12 protein-coding genes are annotated in these 16,427 nt (G+C 75.0%); 7 read left to right on the forward strand and 5 right to left on the reverse strand.

What is annotated here, in order from left to right:
- Positions 1-83: 83 nt before the first annotated feature.
- Positions 84-1,139 (reverse strand): lactonase family protein, encoded by a 1,056-nt coding sequence (locus OG245_RS03290; RefSeq protein ID WP_371622036.1) that lies wholly within the window; start codon positions 1,137-1,139, stop codon positions 84-86.
- A 142-nt stretch (positions 1,140-1,281) separates the two neighbouring features.
- Entirely contained in the window at positions 1,282-1,788 is a 507-nt protein-coding gene (locus tag OG245_RS03295; RefSeq protein ID WP_371622037.1) for a MarR family winged helix-turn-helix transcriptional regulator, read from the reverse strand.
- 296 nt (positions 1,789-2,084) lie between these two features.
- Between OG245_RS03295 and OG245_RS03300 the strand changes: the two genes are divergently transcribed.
- Positions 2,085-2,882, forward strand: coding sequence for an SDR family NAD(P)-dependent oxidoreductase (locus tag OG245_RS03300; protein ID WP_371622038.1), 798 nt, complete (start codon positions 2,085-2,087; stop codon positions 2,880-2,882).
- Positions 2,883-3,055: 173 nt separating this feature from the next.
- Here OG245_RS03300 and OG245_RS03305 read toward each other — a convergent pair whose 3' ends face one another.
- The gene (locus tag OG245_RS03305) at positions 3,056-4,561 is read right to left on the reverse strand and encodes an FUSC family protein (RefSeq protein ID WP_371622039.1); all 1,506 of its coding nucleotides are present in this window, start codon (positions 4,559-4,561) and stop codon (positions 3,056-3,058) included.
- Between the two features lie 291 nt (positions 4,562-4,852).
- On the opposite strand from OG245_RS03305, the gene OG245_RS03310 reads away from it, so the two are divergent.
- From OG245_RS03310 to OG245_RS03325, 4 genes are all read left to right on the forward strand, one after another.
- Positions 4,853-5,176 (forward strand): hypothetical protein, encoded by a 324-nt coding sequence (locus OG245_RS03310; RefSeq protein WP_371622040.1) that lies wholly within the window; start codon positions 4,853-4,855, stop codon positions 5,174-5,176.
- Positions 5,177-5,267: 91 nt separating this feature from the next.
- Complete coding sequence (locus OG245_RS03315; RefSeq protein ID WP_371622041.1) at positions 5,268-5,777, forward strand: Lrp/AsnC family transcriptional regulator; 510 nt, start codon at positions 5,268-5,270, stop codon at positions 5,775-5,777.
- Between the two features lie 37 nt (positions 5,778-5,814).
- The gene (locus OG245_RS03320) at positions 5,815-6,507 is read left to right on the forward strand and encodes an HAD family hydrolase (protein WP_371622042.1); all 693 of its coding nucleotides are present in this window, start codon (positions 5,815-5,817) and stop codon (positions 6,505-6,507) included.
- A 266-nt stretch (positions 6,508-6,773) separates the two neighbouring features.
- Complete coding sequence (locus OG245_RS03325; RefSeq protein ID WP_371622043.1) at positions 6,774-7,985, forward strand: serine/threonine-protein kinase; 1,212 nt, start codon at positions 6,774-6,776, stop codon at positions 7,983-7,985.
- A 135-nt stretch (positions 7,986-8,120) separates the two neighbouring features.
- Here OG245_RS03325 and OG245_RS03330 read toward each other — a convergent pair whose 3' ends face one another.
- Positions 8,121-9,029 (reverse strand): family 16 glycosylhydrolase, encoded by a 909-nt coding sequence (locus OG245_RS03330; RefSeq protein WP_371622044.1) that lies wholly within the window; start codon positions 9,027-9,029, stop codon positions 8,121-8,123.
- Between the two features lie 269 nt (positions 9,030-9,298).
- On the opposite strand from OG245_RS03330, the gene OG245_RS03335 reads away from it, so the two are divergent.
- Positions 9,299-9,862: a DNA polymerase ligase N-terminal domain-containing protein gene (locus tag OG245_RS03335; protein WP_371622045.1), complete on the forward strand. Its 564-nt coding sequence runs from the start codon at positions 9,299-9,301 to the stop codon at positions 9,860-9,862.
- 34 nt (positions 9,863-9,896) lie between these two features.
- On the opposite strand, the gene OG245_RS03340 is transcribed toward OG245_RS03335, so the two are convergent.
- Complete coding sequence (locus OG245_RS03340) at positions 9,897-14,801, reverse strand: HEAT repeat domain-containing protein (RefSeq protein WP_371622046.1); 4,905 nt, start codon at positions 14,799-14,801, stop codon at positions 9,897-9,899.
- Positions 14,802-14,942: 141 nt separating this feature from the next.
- Between OG245_RS03340 and OG245_RS03345 the strand changes: the two genes are divergently transcribed.
- Complete coding sequence (locus OG245_RS03345) at positions 14,943-16,379, forward strand: geranylgeranyl reductase family protein (protein ID WP_371622047.1); 1,437 nt, start codon at positions 14,943-14,945, stop codon at positions 16,377-16,379.
- Positions 16,380-16,427 lie beyond the last annotated feature (48 nt).

The raw sequence follows: 16,427 nt of genomic DNA on the forward strand, positions 1-16,427 counted from the left end.
CGGACCGGAGGACATCTCCGGTCCGGGCCCGCCGCGCTGTCCGGGCGGCGACCGCCAGGCGCAGTGCCCCGGGGTGGCCGCTGTCAGACGAGGACGACGCAGGAGGCCGCGGGAACCTCGACGGAGCCGGCGTGCCGCGGGACGCCCGTCTCGGCGTCCACGGCGAACCAGCTGACGTTCCCGGAGCGCTCGTTGGCCGCGTACAGCCATTGGCCGCTCGGGTCGAGGGTGAGGTCGCGCGGCCAGTGTCCGCCGCAGCCGACGGTGGCCACCAGGGCCGCCTTCTCGCCGCTCTCGTCGAGGGTGAGCACGGAGATGCTGTCGTGGCCCCGGTTGGCCGTCCACAGGAAGCGCCCGTCGTGCGCGACGACCACCTCGGACGGGTAGGTGCGCGCCGTGTCGTCGGCGGTCTCGTGCTCGGGCAGCACCGGCGTCTCGCCGAGTACGTCGAGGCGGCCGGCCGCCGCGTCCCAGCGGCAGACGGTGAGGGTCGGTTCCAGCTCGCCCAGGACGTAGGCGAGCGAGCCCGAGGGGTGGAAGGCCAGGTGGCGCGGGCCGGTGCCGGGGCGCAGGGCCGTCTCGCCGTGCGGGCGCAGGGCGCCGGTGGCGGGGTCCAGGGCGCAGACGTGTACCGAGTCGGTGCCGAGGTCCACGCCCACCACCCAGTTCCCGGAGGGGTCGGCGAGCACCTGGTGGGCGTGCGGGGCCTCCTGGCGCTCCGCGTCCGGGCCGCTGCCCTCGTGCCGGAGCACCGAGGCCGCCGCCCCGAGGGACCCGTCGGCGAGGACCGGCAGGGCGGTGACGCTGCCGGAGGTGTAGTTGGCCGTGACCAGGTGGTTCGCGGCGAGCGCGAGATGGGTGGGCGCATCGCCGTCGACGGCGCGGACAGCCCCCAGGAGAGCCGGTACGTCACCGTCGACGGTGAAGGCGGCGGCGACGCCCGGGGCGCTCTCGCCGACCGCGTACAGGGCCGTGCCTCCCGGGCCGACGGCGAGGAACGAGGGGTCGGGCACGGCGTCCGTGGACCCCAGCACCGTCAGCGCACCGGTGTCCCGGTCCACGGCGGCGGCGGTGATGCCGCGCCCGCCCGCCGAGGTGAACGACCCTATGAATGCCCGCCCGGCGCTGTTGCCGATCATCGCGCTACCCCTCTTCACCGTCGCCGCGATCTTCACGGCCGACGGTAGCAGGCAGCCCGCCGCGGTCCAGACCAATGCCCCGAACAGTCCCAGAGCCCCCCCTCCCCGGTCCGGAGAGCAGCCCGGAGAGGGCGCACTCCGCCTACTTCGCGGCGGGCGGCTCGCCCGCGGGCCGGGCGGAAGGGTCCCGGGAGAGTTCTTCGAGCCGCTCGATGCCGTGATTGAACTCGGTCATCAGCGTGAGGAACTGCTGGGTGCGCGCGTCGCTCCAGCCGGCCGCCTCGATCAGCCGCGCGGCCCCGGCCCGGCTGATGGCCCGGTCTGCCTCCAGCCGTTCCCGGCCCAGCGGGGTGGGACGGAAGGTGCGGGCGCCCGACCGCGTGGGGGCAGCGAGCCGCTCGACGAGACCGTGCCGCAGCATGCTGCTCACCTGCCGGTGAATGGTGGACACGTCCGCCTGGAAGGTGTGCGCCAACTCCTTCAGCGTCAGGGGCTCGCCCGCCTCCATACGAGTGAGGAGCACATAGGCCGAACGGTCGAGGCTCTGACCGATGCGGGGGCCGCGCGAGGCGATGAAGTGCCTCGAGAGCAGGGTCAGCTCTCGTTCGAGGTCATTGAGGCGGGAGTCCTGCCCGCTCGGCGGTGTCATACGTGGCGCGTCCCTTCCACTGGTTCGACGCACCAGTATCCCCGTGACACCCGGCCCCGGATCTTCGCCCGCCGCCTTTGCGACCGTTTCATATGTATGTAACATGCACAACAGAGGATTCTTTGCCGAGCGCGGCCCGACCCGGGTCGCGGCGATGCCCGCGCCCGTCACGGGTGTCGGCCCGGCTCCCCTCACCCCCCGATCCCGGGCCGCCGACGTACAGAACGGTGTCCCGGCCTCGACCGCGGGCCGCAGCCGGCCGACCCGTCGTGCGCCGATTCGAAGGAGACAGCCCCATGGAACGCCTGAAGGACAAGGTCGCCGTCATCACCGGTGGCGGCAGCGGCATCGGCCGGGCCGCCGCACAGCTCATGAGCCGGGAAGGCGCGCGAGTCGTCGTCGCGGACTTCAGCACCGAGGCCGCCGCGGAAACCGCCGCGCTCGTCGAGAAGGCCGGCGGCCGGGCTCTCCCCGTGACGGTGGATGTCACCGACGAGGGCTCGATCGCCGACATGATCGCCGCCACCGTCGCCGAGTTCGGCTCCCTGAACGTGCTCTGCAACCACGTCGGCGGCACCGACCCGCGCACCGACCTGGACGTGCTGCGCATGAGCATGGACGAGTTCGACCGGGCGGTCTCCCGCAATGTGACCAGCACGCTCCTCGGCACCCGGCACGCGCTCCCGCACATGATCCGCGCGGGCGGCGGATCGGTGATCAACACCGCCTCGGTCGCCGCACTGGTGGGTGACGTCCTGCAGACCTCCTACGGGGCCGTCAAGGCAGCCGTCGTCAGCATCACCAAGTCCATCGCCGTCCAGTACGGGCCCCAGAACGTGCGCTGCAACGCCATCGCGCCCGGCGCCGTCATGACTCCCGCGCTGGAGAACAACCTGCCGCACAGCGTCATCGAGAGCCTCATCGAGGGCAACGCCCTGCCCTACCTCGGCTCACCCGAGGACATCGGCCACACCATGGTCTTCCTCGCCTCCGACGAGTCCCGCTACCTCACCGGCCAGCTCCTGGTCGTCGACGGCGGGATGACCATGCAGTCCTCCGCCGCTCCCGGACGGCGGGCCCAGCTCCCGGACTGATCCCCGCCGCGCGGCTCGCGCGCGGCGGGCCACGCACGGAAGCCCGCCCGGCCGGCAGCGGGCGCGTCCCGGGCGAAGGCGCGGTTCACCCGGAACGCCCCGAGGGCCCGCCGCTGTCACCCGCCCAGCGCGGGGCGGGCGCTCCGGCCGTTCCTCGCCCCCGGCTCCGCCCTTCAGGCGCGTGTCGACGCCGCGTAGGGAGCGTGGCTCAGCGGGCTCACGAGCTGGGCGAGGGCACGTTCCAGGTCGTGGAGGTGGGCCAGAGCGGGTTCGGTCGCGGTGGAGTGACGCACGCGGACGGGCACGGTGGGGACCGCGCCGGGACGGGGCGCGGTGAGGATCTCCACCGCCGCCTCGACACGGGAGCACGCGGCGGACAGCCGTGCGTCGTGCGAGGCGTCCGGGTCGGCGGCGATCGAGGCCAGGCCCCGGACCTCGGTCACGCAGTCGTCCAGCAGCGCGATCACCTGGCGGGCGCGCGCCTTGCGGGCCGGCAACGGGTTCAAGGGGTGCACCAGCGGCGCGAGGGAGAGCCGGACCCGGCCGAGCAGCACCTCCAGTTCGGCGACGCGGGGGCCTGGGTCGGCGAGCGTCGAGCCGGCGAGCCGGTCGGCCGCCTCGGCCGTGCAGGCGTGGACGCACCGCAGGGCCTTCTGGATCCACGCGTCGGTGATGGCGTGGGTGGTGACGGGGAGGACCAGCAGCACGGCGAGCACCGCGCCGAGCGAGCCGACGGCGGTCTCCGCGACGCGCAGCCAGAGCAGGGCGGCGTCCAGGACGCCCAGCACGCCGTAGAGCATGCCGGCCATCACCGTCACGAAGAACATCATCCAGCTGTACGAGACCGCCGCCGTGTAGAAGATGCCGAAGACGCTGACCGCGACGACGGCGGCGGTCGGGGCTCCCGCGCCGTCGAGCGGGAGGGCCACGGCGAAGCCAGCGACGATGCCGATCACGGTGCCCAGGACCCGCCGGAATCCCCGTACGAGCGTCTCGCCGCGCGAGGTGGTGTTCACGAAGACCCACCAGGTGGCGCCCACGGCCCAGTACCACCGCTGGTCGGACAGGACCTGCCCCAGCCCGAGCGCGAAGGCTCCGCCCAGGGTGGCCTGGACGGCCTGCCGGGTGGTGATGCGCAGCGGTCCCGGGCCCTGCGGGGGAGCGGGCGCGGCCGCGACGGGCAGCCGCCGCTCGTAGCACCACAGGCCGAAGCGCACGGTGGACGAGGCGCCCAGGGACAGCAGCACCGCGGCGTACAGCTCGGGCAGTTGGCCGGGCACGGTGTGCAGGAACTGGGCGGCGAAGAACATCATGAACGCGAAGACGCCCAGCGCGTGCCCGCGCGGCCCCCAGCGCCGGGCGTACACGCCCGCCCCCATCACGGCGAGGAAGCTCAGGTCGCGGGCGACCGGCTGGTCGTGCAGCGCGGCGGCCAGGGCGAGGACCGGCAGTCCGACGGCCGGGAGCAGGGCCGTGGTGACCGCCTGGCCCCGGACCGTCGGGTCGGTCACGGTGAACAGGGCGAGCAGCGCCGCGAGGCCGCCCGTGATGGCCGCCACCAGCGAGTGCCCGGCGAAGCCGCACAGCGCGACCGCCAGGCTGATGCCGAGAACGCCACGGCCGGCGAAGCGCAGCCGCACCCGCCCCGGGTCCGGCGCCACGAACACCCTCTTCAGCACACTTCCGCCCCTTCCGCGTCTCCGCAGAACTCGCATGAAAAAGGCGCCGCGGAAGTCCGCAGCGCCATCGATGGATCCATTGCAGCATCTATCGGGCCCTTGGATCAAACCGGGAGGAGAACCATGTACCAACGGCCCAGTAGATCGTGCGAACGTTCGGCCATCAACGTGCCAACGGACCACCATGGCGAGCACCCTCGCACGAACGGCGGACGCACACACCGGACGGCCGGGCTCCGGTTCGAGGGGCGGGAGGGATGTGAGTACGCGTCGGCGGCGCACGATGCCGACATGGACAGGGACACGCGCGCGGACGGGATCCGGGAAGGGCGCGAGCCGCGGAGCGGCGGAGCGAACCTCCTGGTGTTCCTGGCCCTGCTGCCGCTCGACGCGCTCGCCGGCGGCTACGCCTGGCTCGCGGTCGGCATCGGCGGCTGGGCCGACGCGCACAACGGGGTGGAAGCGACCGTTCCGGCGATGGAGCTGATGGCGAGCTGCGGCGTGCCGGCGGCCGCGGGACTGGCCCTGTGCCGGGGGCGCTACCGGGGCGCCGCCGTGGCCCAGTCCGTCCTGACAGCCGCGCTGATGACCTGGCTGCTGTCCTCCTACGGCTGACGTCCCGCCCCACCGCCCCGGCGGCGCACTCCCTCGCGGCCTGGGTAGAGTCGGGGCCGCACCGGACGGCTCGGAAGGAGACCTGCGGACCATGGCGGTGGACGCTCTCGACACCCGGATCCTGCGCCTGCTGATCGAGCAGCCGCGCACCAGCGCCCGGGAGTACGCGCGCATCCTCGGGGTGGCCCGCGGCACGTTGCAGGCCCGGCTCGACCGGCTGGAGCGGGACGGGGTGATCACCGGTACCGGGCCGACCCTCTCCCCCGCCGCGCTCGGCCATCCCGTGCTCGCCTTCGTCCACCTGGAGGTCACACAGGGGCATCTGGTCGAGGTGGGCGACGCCCTGGCGGCCGTCCCCGAGATCATCGAGGCGTTCTCCACGACGGGCGGGGGCGATCTGCTGACCCGCGTCGTCGCCCGGGACGCCGGGCACCTGGAGGACGTGATCCAACGGCTGATCCAGCTCCCGGGGGTCGTCAGGACCCGGACCGACGTGGCGCTCCGCGAGCGGGTGGCACACCGCATGCTGCCGCTGGTGGAATCCGTGGGGCGCGCGGCGGGCGACCGGGACCGGCCGGGTCCCGCGCCCGGTCAGGGGTGACCGGGCCCGCTGCCGCGGGCTGCGGCATGCTGGGGCCATGACGTCCCGCCCCGTGACCGCGCCCGGCCCCCACGTGATCTTCGATCTCGACGGGACGCTGGTGGACAGCGAGCCGAACTACTACGAGGCGGGGCGCCGGCTGCTCGCCCGGTACGGGGTGCGGGACTTCGACTGGGAGGCCCACACCCGGTTCATCGGCATCGGCACCCGGGAGACGCTGACCGTCCTGCGCGCGGAGTACGGGATCGACGCCCCGGTCGAGGAGTTGCTCGCCGGGAAGAACGCCCTGTATCTGGAGCTCGCCGGGGCGTCGACGGAGGTCTTCCCGCAGATGCGGGTCCTCGTGGAGCGCCTGCACGCGGCCGGGGTGCCGATGGCGGTGGCCTCCGGTTCGTCCCGGGCCGCGATCGGGGCGGTGCTCGCGGTGACCGGGCTCGACGCCTGCATCCCGCTGTACGTCTCCGCCGAGGAGGTCGCGCACGGCAAGCCGGAGCCCGACGTGTTCCTGGAGACGGCCCGGCGGATGGGGGCGGAGCCGGCGGACTGCGTCGTGCTGGAGGACGCCCCTCCCGGAGCGGCGGCCGCGCACGCGGCGGGCATGCGGTGCCTCGCCGTCCCCTATGTGCCGGAGACGGCGTCCGACCCGGCGTTCGGAACCGCCGAACTGCTGTTCAGGGGTGGGCAGTCCGCGTTCACGGCCGATGCCGCGTACCGTCGGCTGCTCGGCTGACCCGGGGTCCGGCGGGCGCTCCCGGCGCCGGGGCGGGCGAGGATGTGTACCGGGCCGTCAGCAGAGCCCGGCGAATGGACCGTCGGGGCATCGGGGCTCCGCCGGACCGATATCCTGATCATGTCATTCGCCGCTCCGCCCAGGACTGCACCGGAGACCGGGAACCACGGGGCCCGGCAGCCGGAGCGGGCCCACAATTCGAGATAGGTGTACAGGTGCTGGTAGCTGGTCGGTACCGATTGGTATCCCCCATCGGTCGTGGCGGCATGGGCGAGGTGTGGCGTGCCACGGACGAGGTGCTGGGACGCGCCGTGGCCGTGAAGCTGCTGCTGGGGGACCAGGCGGACGCCTCGTCGACCGCCCGCTTCCGGCTGGAGGCGCAGACCGCCGCCCGGTTGAGCCACCCGCACCTGGTGGCCGTGTTCGACTTCGGGGCCTGGGAGGACCGGTTCTTCCTGGTGATGGAGCTGGTCGAGGGGCAGAGCCTCGGAGACCTGCTCGCCGCCCAGGAGCGGGTCCATCCCGAACAGGTCGCCCTGATCGCGGGCCAGGCGGCCGCCGGGCTGGCCGCCGCGCACCGCCAGGGCATCGTCCACCGCGACATCAAGCCGGGCAACCTGATGCTGGACGCGGACGGTTCGGTGAAGATCGGCGACTTCGGGATCGCCCAGTTCGTCGACGACCCCTCGACCGCGCTGACGACGGCCGGTCACATCGTCGGCACGAGCCTCTACCTGGCCCCCGAGCGGGCCCTGGGGCGTACCGCCGACTCCGCGTCCGACATGTACTCCCTGGGCTGCGTCATCTATCAACTGCTGCTCGGGCAGCCCCCGTTCCGCTCCGACACGGCGACCGCGACGCTGTACCAGCACGTCGACACCCCGCCGGTCCCGCTGCGGCAGCGCGGCGTGGAGATCTCCGCCGCCTTCGACTCGTATCTCCTCGGGCTGCTGGCCAAGCAGCCGGAGGAACGGCCCACCGCGCAGCAGGTCTCCGACTGGTTCCGCACCGACGCCTGGCGCGGCCGGCCGGAGCCGCTCCCCCTGCAGACGCCCACGTCCCACCGGGCGTCGGCGCCCATGGCCCCGACGTCCTCCCCCGCCGCGCCGCCGGCGCCGGCCGGCCCGACGACGTACCGGCTCCCGGGGCCCACGGGGCGAAGACGGCAGGCGCCGACCCGGTCGGCTCCGGCCCGTCGCCGCAGTACCCGTGAGGCGATACGGCGGCGGCCGAGGGTGGCCAGCGCCATCGCGGGCACGGCGACGTTCCTGGCCGCCGTGTATCTCGGAATGATCCTGTTCTCCCCGGACTCCAGCTCCGCCGGTACGCCGGATCAGAGTCCCTCCTCGGGTCCCTCGCAGGACGTGGGCGACGGTGGCGGGCAGCAGCAGGACCAACAAGGCCAGCAGGACCAGCAAAGCCGACCAGGCCAGCGGGACGGCGGCTCGCAGGGCGAGGACGACGAGCAGGACGACTGACTCCCGCGCGGATCGACCGGTCGTACGGTCCCGCACCGGTCTCGACGCTCACCGCGCGGACGGGTCGGGGGTGGACGGCGGCAGGAGCACCTCTGCCGCCGTCCACGTTTCGGGGCCGCCCCGGGGGGCCGGCGATCAGTCGCCGGTCGTCACACGGACGTGGTCGATGACCATCTGCTGCGGGAACTGTGTGCTGCCGTCGGGGTCGCCGGGCCAGTAGCCGCCGACCGCGAGGTTCAGGATGAGGAAGAACGGCTTGTTGAACACCCACTGATGGCCGCCCAGGTCGGCCGGGGTGCGCCGCTGGAAGACCTGGCCGTCGACGGACCAGGTGATGGAGTCGGGCGCCCAGTCGATGGCGAAGGTGTGGAAGTCGTCGGCGAACGCCTGCCCGTTCGGCAGCGTGTACGCGGCTCCGATGCCACCGGAGCCGGAGTATCCCGGGCCGTGCAGGGTGCCGTGGACGGTGCCGGGTTCGAAGCCGACGTTCTCCATCACGTCGATCTCGCCGCTGTTCGGCCAGCCGACGTCGCCGAAGTCGTCGCCCAGCATCCAGAACGCGGGCCAGATGCCCTGGCCGCGCGGGATCTTGATCCGGGCCTCGACCTGGCCGTAGGCGGCGGCGAACCTCCCGGAGGTGTTGAGCCGGGACGAGGTGTACTCGCACGCCCCGTACCAGCACGGGTAGTTGCCCGGGTTCTCCTTCCGGGCGGTGATCACGAGGTTGCCCCGGCCGTCGAGCGCGGCGTTGTCGTTGCCCGGGGTGTAGTACTGCCGCTCGTGGTTGTTGACGTTGTCGCCGGTCTCGGTCCGCCACTTGCCGCCGTCCACGGCGGCGCCGGCCGGTCCGTCGAACTGGTCCTCGAAGACGACGGCCTGCGCCCCGGGCCCGGGGGCCGGGGACCCGGCGGCGGGTGCGGCGGACGCGCCGCCGGGAAGTGCGGCCAGGACGGCGGAACAGCAGAGCAGCGCCGCCGTGCCGAGAGCGACGCGGCGGCGCCGGGAGACGCTGCGCGCCGTGGAGTGTGTGGGGTGCACGGTCATCACATCACTTCGCGTGGGGGCATGTGCATGACAGGTCGACGCCGAGAGGTGAACGGTTGGGGCGATCACCTCGGGCGCATATTTCAATACTTGATTTAAGGGAGTGCCGCAGGAGCCGTCAATAACCTGGTCCGGACCGGAGGGGGAACGGCATGCCCCGGAGGCATATGCGTCTGAAGGCAGCCGTCTCATCGTGCGGTTCGTCCCGGGCAGCCGCAGAGTGGACATATGGACCGGCGGGACGAACCAGGGCCTGAAGGGAGCACGACGTGGAGAACGACGGCACACCGCGGCCCCGCTTCGTCGTGCAGATCCATGACGCGCGGCGCCTGCACTTCGACTTCCGGCTGGAGGTCGACGGCGTACTCAAGTCCTGGGCGGTCCCGCGCGGGCCCTCGGAGAACCCCAGCGACCGCCGGCTCGCCGTGCCCACGGAGGATCACGCCCTGGAGTACCGCGAGTTCGAAGGGGTGATCCCGCAGGGCGAGTCCGGCAGCGGCACGGTCATCGTCTGGGACCAGGGCACCTACCGGCCGCTCGGGCACGACGGACAGGGCGACTCCGTCCCCTTCTCCGAGTCCCTGGCGCTCGGCCACGCGACGTTCTGGCTGTACGGGTCGAAGCTGCACGGCGAGTTCGCGCTGACCCGCATCCAGAAGGGCGACGAGCCGGACGGCGGCGGCCACGAGGCGTGGCTGCTGATCAAGGCGAACGACCGCCTCGCCGTGCGCGGCAGGCCCGGTTCGCCCGACCCGTACCACGCCCGGTCCGCCCGTACGGGGCGGACACTGCACCAGGTCGCCGCCGCGGCGGCCCGGGGGCCCGGGGGCTGACCGCGCGCCGCCGAACCGGCGCCCGTGCGCCCCGTCAGACCCCCGCTCCGGAGATCTCGGCCAGCACGTCCGCGTAGAGCGGCCGCCGGTCGGGCCGGGCGTGGGCCGCGGTCCTGCGCAGGACCGGGACCGCCGCGCCGCCGAAGCCGACGAGCGCGTCCCTGGCGGTCCTCCGGACGACCGGCCTCGCGTGGTCGAGGAGCCGGACGAGGTCGGGCAGCGCGGGCTCCCAGGCCGCGCGGGCGAGCGTCCGTGCCGCCATGCGCACCACGTCCGGCAGCGGATCGGACAGCAGGAGCGTGGTGAGCCGGGCATGGGTGTCCCGGTCGAACAGGGCGCGCGAGGTCCGGTGTGCGTGCAGGCGTACTCCTGCGCTCGGGTGGCTCAGCAACTCCTCCACCAGCGCGTGCACGTGCGGGTCCCGACCGGCTTCGGGCGCGTGCTCCTCGACGAGGCGGGTGAGAGCCTCGCGGGCCCGCTCGGGCGTGCCCGCGCGGGCGAGGTCGAGCAGTTCCGGCAGCGACGAACGGTCCGCCGGGGCGGCCGTCGTGCTCCGGAACGGGGTGCGCAGGGCATCGAGCGCGGCGGCGTCCTCGTGTTCGGACCCGGGGGTGCGCAACGGGCCGTCGACGAGGACGAGGGCGTCGGCCAGGGCATCGCGGCCTTCGGTACGCAGCCGGTGCTCGGCCCTGGTCAGCCGGGGGGTGCGGAGCAGCCGCAGGCCGGTCAGCAGGTCGAGCAGCCCGAGGTCGCCCGCCTCGACGCGCGGCGCCAGGTGGTGGGCGAGGGCATCGGCGGGAACGTCGTGCAGCGTGGCACGGGCCGCCTCGTGCACAGCGGGCGAACCGTGTTCCCACCACCCGACGATCAGCGGGACGAGCGGGAGCAGCTCGTCCTCGGGCAGCCGGGCCGCAAAGCGCAGCGCCCGTTCGGGCAGCACCCCGCGGGCGGTCAGTTCCCCGACGGCGGGGTGCCGGGTGCCGCCCGCTGCGGCGTGGGCGTCGGCGGGACCCTCCGGGTGGGTGAGGAGATCCAGGGCGGCGGTGGCGGGGAGCACGTCGGCCCGGCCGCGCAGATACGCGCGCAGCACGGCGCGCGCCACCTCCGGCTCGGGCCAGTCGAGCAGGGCCCGCGCGGCGGCGGCCCGGCGGTCCGGCTTCTTCGCGTCCAGCATGGCCAGCAGCCGGGTGCGCTGGGCGGCCGACCGGGGCTGGTCGAGATCGTCCGCCCGCACCGGGCGCGACGGGCCGCCGGAGGCCGTGCGCGCCGCCCTGGTCTCGGCGATGGTCCACTCGGGTGCGTCGAGCGGCTGGAGCTCGGCCATCCAGTCGACGAGGCGCCCGCGCACGGCGGGCGCGGCACCCGGGTACGCGTCGACGAGCGCGGAGAGCAGTTCCCGGGACGTCGGCGGGGCGGAGCTACGCCCGGCGCCGTCCGTGCCGGTGGCACGCCGGGGTCCGGGTCCGGCGGCGACCTCGCGTCCCCGGAACTCCGCCAGCGCTGCGGGCGTCCGTACCGCCTCGGTCAACTCCTCTCGCCAGGAGCCCGGTTCATCGGCGATCGCCGACTCCTCCGGTACGCCGAAGGCCTCCCGGAGCACGGCGGGCGCGGCCCTCCAGGGATCGGCGCCGCGGTGGGCCGCGGCCAGGGCCCGGTCGAGGTCGGCGCGGACGAGCACCGCGCCCAGCTGTCGGAGCAGCGTGAGGGCCGAGGCGGCCGTCCCGGGCCGGGGCGGGCGGTCCGGGCCGGCGGGCGGCAGTGCGCGGAGTCCCTCGACGACGGTGAAACGCTGGACGGCGGACAGGTGCGGCGCGACGGCGTGCAGGACGTCGATCAGCTCTCCGGCCCACCCGGCCGCCGCTTCCACGGTTGTGGCGGGAGACCCGGCCGGCCCTCCCCCGCCCGTGGCGGCGTCGAACGCGTCGGCCACCGTGGCGGTGTGCCGGGCCAGCAGCGTCACCTCGTCGGCGGACCAGGGGCCCGGGCACAGACGTAGCGCACACCGCAGGAGGCGGCTGCGGAGCCCGGCCTCGACGGTGCCGCCGGCCAGGTCGAGCCAGCGGGCCAACAGGGCGCGCGCCGCCGGGCGTTCGTGGTCGGCGACGAGGCCCGGAGGTGCGGGACGCCGGGCGACGCGCAGGGCGAGTGCCGGGTCCCAGCCGGATCGCAGCAGGGCCGCCACCTCGGCGTCGGCTCCTTCCGGCGGCCCGCCCGGGGCGGCGGGCCGCGCCGGTACACCGTGCCGGGCCAGCGGTTCCGCCAGGTCCGCCACGGAACCGGCGGCGAGCCGCACCCCGCCGTCGGCGACGAGCGCCAGCAGGGCGGGGACGACCGGCGATCCCCCCACGTCGAGGGCGAGCACGGCGCGGGCGGTCACCTCCTGGTCGAGGGCGCGGAGCAGGAGGCGGCCGGTGCGCTCGTCGCGAGCCGCCTCGGCGGCGGCGAGGAGGGTCGCGGCGTAGGCACCGCCCACGACGGCGCGGAGCGCCCGTGTCAGCGCGGACCGCAGTCCCGGGTTGTCGTCGCGGCCGAGCGCCCGCAGGAGATGCGGGACGGCGGCCGGCGCGCCCGCGTGGAGCAGGGTGGCCGCCGCGGTCTTCCTGATGTTCGTGTTCGGGTGGTGGAGGCAGGCGGCGACCGCCCCGCCCGCCCAGCGGGCCCGTGCCGCGCCCAGGGCCAGCAGGGCCGCGCGTACGGTCCGGATGTTCGGGTCGCGGGTCAGCGGGACGAGCGTCGCGGACAGCACCCGCGCGTCCTCGCCCGAGGCGTCGTGGGCCAGCAGGGCGATGACGTGCTTGCGCACGTGCGGGTCGCGGTCCCGCAGCAGGCGGTGCACCCGGGCCCGGGTGGACGGGGTCGCCGGGACCTGGAGCAACGCCTTGAGCAGCACGGCCCGTTCGCCGCCGGTGAGCCCGGGCCGCTCCAGCAGGCCGAGCACCGTCGCGGTGAGGAAGGCGTGGCCCGCCCCGGTGTCGTCCGGTGCGCCGAGCAGACAGACGGGCCTGATCCGCCGCCGCCTCCACAACCGGCTCCCGCGGGCGCGCATCGCCTCCAGCACCTCGGGCGGCAGCTCCGGTTCGCCGTCCGGGCGGGCCGGTCCCGCGGTTACGGAGCCGGGGCCCGGGGCGTCCGTTCCCGGCCCGAGCCGGCCCGCGGCGAGGTCGCGCACGATGCGCAGGAGCAGGTCGGCCAGCGGGACGCCCTCCGGGGGCAGGGTTCCCGTACCGGTGTGCGCCGCGATCCGGCAGAACGCCGCCACGGGGTCGTCCACGTCCACGTGGGCGCGCAGTACGGCCAGTTCCCGTTCCTCGGGGGCTCCGAGGTCGGCCTCGACGGCGTGCGGGAGGTTCCGGGGGTCGAGCCGGGCGAGCAGGTCCTGCCGCTGCCCCGGCTCGTGGGTGAGGTGCCACAGGAGTGCCAGCGCCCGGTCGCGTACGGGGCGCAGTTCGGGTGCGACCGGGAGGCGTCGCGGCGAGTCCGGGTCCCCGGGCGGACCGTCCGCCGGGCCGTCGAGGCCGAACGCCCTGGCCAGCGCCGATCGCGTACGGTCCGCGCCGATGGCCTCCAGGGCGTCCAGCGCGGCGGACGGGGCCGTGGGAAGCAGGGCCAGCACCGCTTCCTCCGCGGCGGGCGGTCGCAGGACGCGGATCGCGGCGAGGAACGGGCGCGGGAAGGGCGCGTCCGGGAGGAGCCGGGCGACGGCCTCGCCGATGGGGACGTCGGCGGCCCCCTGCCGCGCCAGGGCGATGAGCAGTTCCAGGCGGCGTGGCCAGTCCGGGGCGGTGGGCGGGGCGTCGGTGAGGGCGTCGAACAGCGGGCGGCGGCAGGTGTAGAGGACCGTGGCGACGTCCTCTGCCGGAAGTGTGTGGTCGGCCAGGGCCAGGGCGAGCAGCGGGCCGGCGTCCGGGGCGGCCGGGAAGTGGCCGCGCCGGTGCAGGGCGCGCAGACAGGTCAGCACGGGCCCGGCGAGCAGGAGCGGGTCCGTGGCGGCCAGGGCCACCAGGCGGCCGATGTCGGTGCGTTCCGCCCGTTCGCCCAGGAGTTCCACGGCCTGCCCGCGCAGGGCCGGGGACCCGGCCGGATCCTCCGCCGTGCTCCACAGCACCGCGTGGTGACCGTGCCGGGCCGTGGCGACGAGAGCGGCCGCCGCGAGCGCCGCCGCCGACTCGCCGGGGGCGGCGCGCCGGCCGTTCCGGGCCACGGCCCACCGGGTCAGCGGTGACGCGTCCACGGGAGTCACCGCCGCCCAGGGCTCGGCGAGTTCGCGCAGGACGTCGGACACGACGTCGGGGTCGGGCGAATCGAGCAGCCGCACCAGCCGGCCGCGTACGAACGACGGGGCGAGCAGCCCGGCGTGCAGCCCGTCGCGGGCCAGCCGCAGCGCCTCGGTCCCGAGGACCGGGTCGCCGGTGTCGACGAGTTCGGCCACGAGCCGGTCGGGGCGGTGCGCCTCGGCGGCGGCGCTCTCGCGTACGGCCCGGTAGAGGAGTTCGCCCGCCGGTTCCGTGCGCAGGACGGTCGGGTCGCCGAGGAGCTCCGCCCGCAGCCAGGCGATCCGCACCCGGGCGGGCAGCGCGGCCGCACGCCAGTCGGGCAGCCGGTGCGACGGCTTCCGCGCCCCGAGCCGGGCGTGGAGGCCCGCGAGCTGGAGCGACTCCTCGGGCGACGTCCCGGGGCCGTCGGGCAGCAGGCGGGCCACCAGGGCGAGCGGCCCGGCCCCGGTCCCGGCCTCCCCCTCTTCCTCTCCCCCGGCGTCCGGATGGTCCGCGCGTTCGGCGAGGAGGGCGAGGCCGAGGTGCCGTATCCGGGGCGCGGGGTGCCGGACCATCCGGCCGAGGACGTCCGGCGGGCAGGTGCGGGCGTCGAGGCGCCGGGCGAGGAGAGGGGTGTCGGCGCGGTCGAGTGCGTCGATGATCGTTACGTCCGGCGGAGTGGTCACCGACGGAGCGTAGACGGCCGGTTCACTCGGTCGCCCGGGGTTTTCCGACGCCTGGTACCGCCCCGGCCCGTCCTGATCGATGATGTTGCCCTGGGCCACCGCCCCGGCAGGAGCAACGGCCGTGGGGACGAAGGGGTTGTGATGCGGGAACTGCCACCGGACCCGACGACGACGGACACGCGGAAGGCCCCCCGTGCGCAAGACCCGCGGGAGGCTCCCGGCACGGAGGACGCGCGGGAGGTGTCCCGAACGGGAGAGGACGCCCAGGTCGTCGTGGTGGGTGCGGGACCGGCCGGCTCCTCGGCCGCGTATCACCTGGCGCGGGCCGGAGTGGACGTGATCCTGCTGGAGAAGGCCCGCTTCCCCCGGGAGAAGGTGTGCGGCGACGGTCTCACCCCGCGCGCGGTCCACCAGCTCATCCGGATGGGCGTCGACATCACCGCGCCGGGCTGGACGCGGTCGCGCGGGATGCGCTGGGTGGCCGGGGAGCACCGGGTGCACATCGGCTGGCCCGCCCTGGGCCGCTTTCCGGACTTCGGGCTCTCCCGCAGCCGGCACGACTTCGACGACATCCTGGCCCGGCACGCGGTGGCGGCCGGGGCCCGGCTGTACAGCGGCTGGAAGGCGGAGCGCCCGCTGACGGACCGGGCGGGCCGGGTCACGGGGGTGGCCGCGTCCTCGGACTCCCCGGACGTCCCGGAGCCGGTCGACTTCCGCGCGCCGGTCGTCATCGCCGCCGACGGGGCGTCGGCCCGCCTCGCCCTGGCGCTGGGTCTGGAGCGCGACCCCCGGCGGCAGATCGCGACGGCCGCCCGGCGCTACTACCGCAGTCCCGAACGCTCCCGGGAGGAGTACCTGGAGCTGTGGGCCGACCTCCGCTTCCCGGACGACGGTCCCTATCTGCCCGGCTACGGCTGGATCTTCCCGATGGGCGACGGCCGGGTCAACGTGGGGCTCGGGGCGCTGCCGCACCGGCGGCACGGCAAGGCGGACCTGCGCGCCACTCTGGACCAGTGGCTGGCCCGGACACCGCAGGAGTGGGGGCTGCGCGAGGAGAACGCGGAGGGCCCGGTCCGCAGCGCCGCGCTGCCCCTCGGCTTCAACCGCCATCCGCTGTACGCGCGCGGGCTGCTGCTGGTCGGCGACTCCGGCGGGATGGTCAGCCCCTGGAACGGCGAGGGCATCGCCCAGGCGATGGAGGCGGGCGAGGTCGCCGCCGGGACCGCGGCCCTCGCCCTGGCCCACCCCCGGGGGCCCCGCCGCGAACAGGTGCTGCGCGGCTACCCGGTGGAGATGAACCGTCGCTGGGGCCGCTACTACCGGCTCGGCAACACCGCCGCCGACCTGATCTTCAGCCGGTCGGGCTTCCAGCCGGTGCTCAACCGGTACGTCATGGGATCGCCGTTCCTCCTCGACGCTCTGGCCCGGCTGCTCACCGACCTGACGGACAAGCCCTCGCGCGATGTGGTCGACCACGTCCTCAACACGGCGTTCCGCCTCGTTCCGGCCCCGTCCCTTCGTCCGGCCCTTCGTCCGGGCGCGGGACGCGGCGGGCGGCCCCGTCGACGTGCTCCTTGATCGGTTCGAGTTCGTCGGGGCGGGCCTGCCCGCGCAGACCGTCAACGA

Source organism: Streptomyces sp. NBC_01116, from assembly GCF_041435495.1.
In the GTDB taxonomy this organism is placed as follows: Bacteria; Actinomycetota; Actinomycetes; order Streptomycetales; family Streptomycetaceae; genus Streptomyces.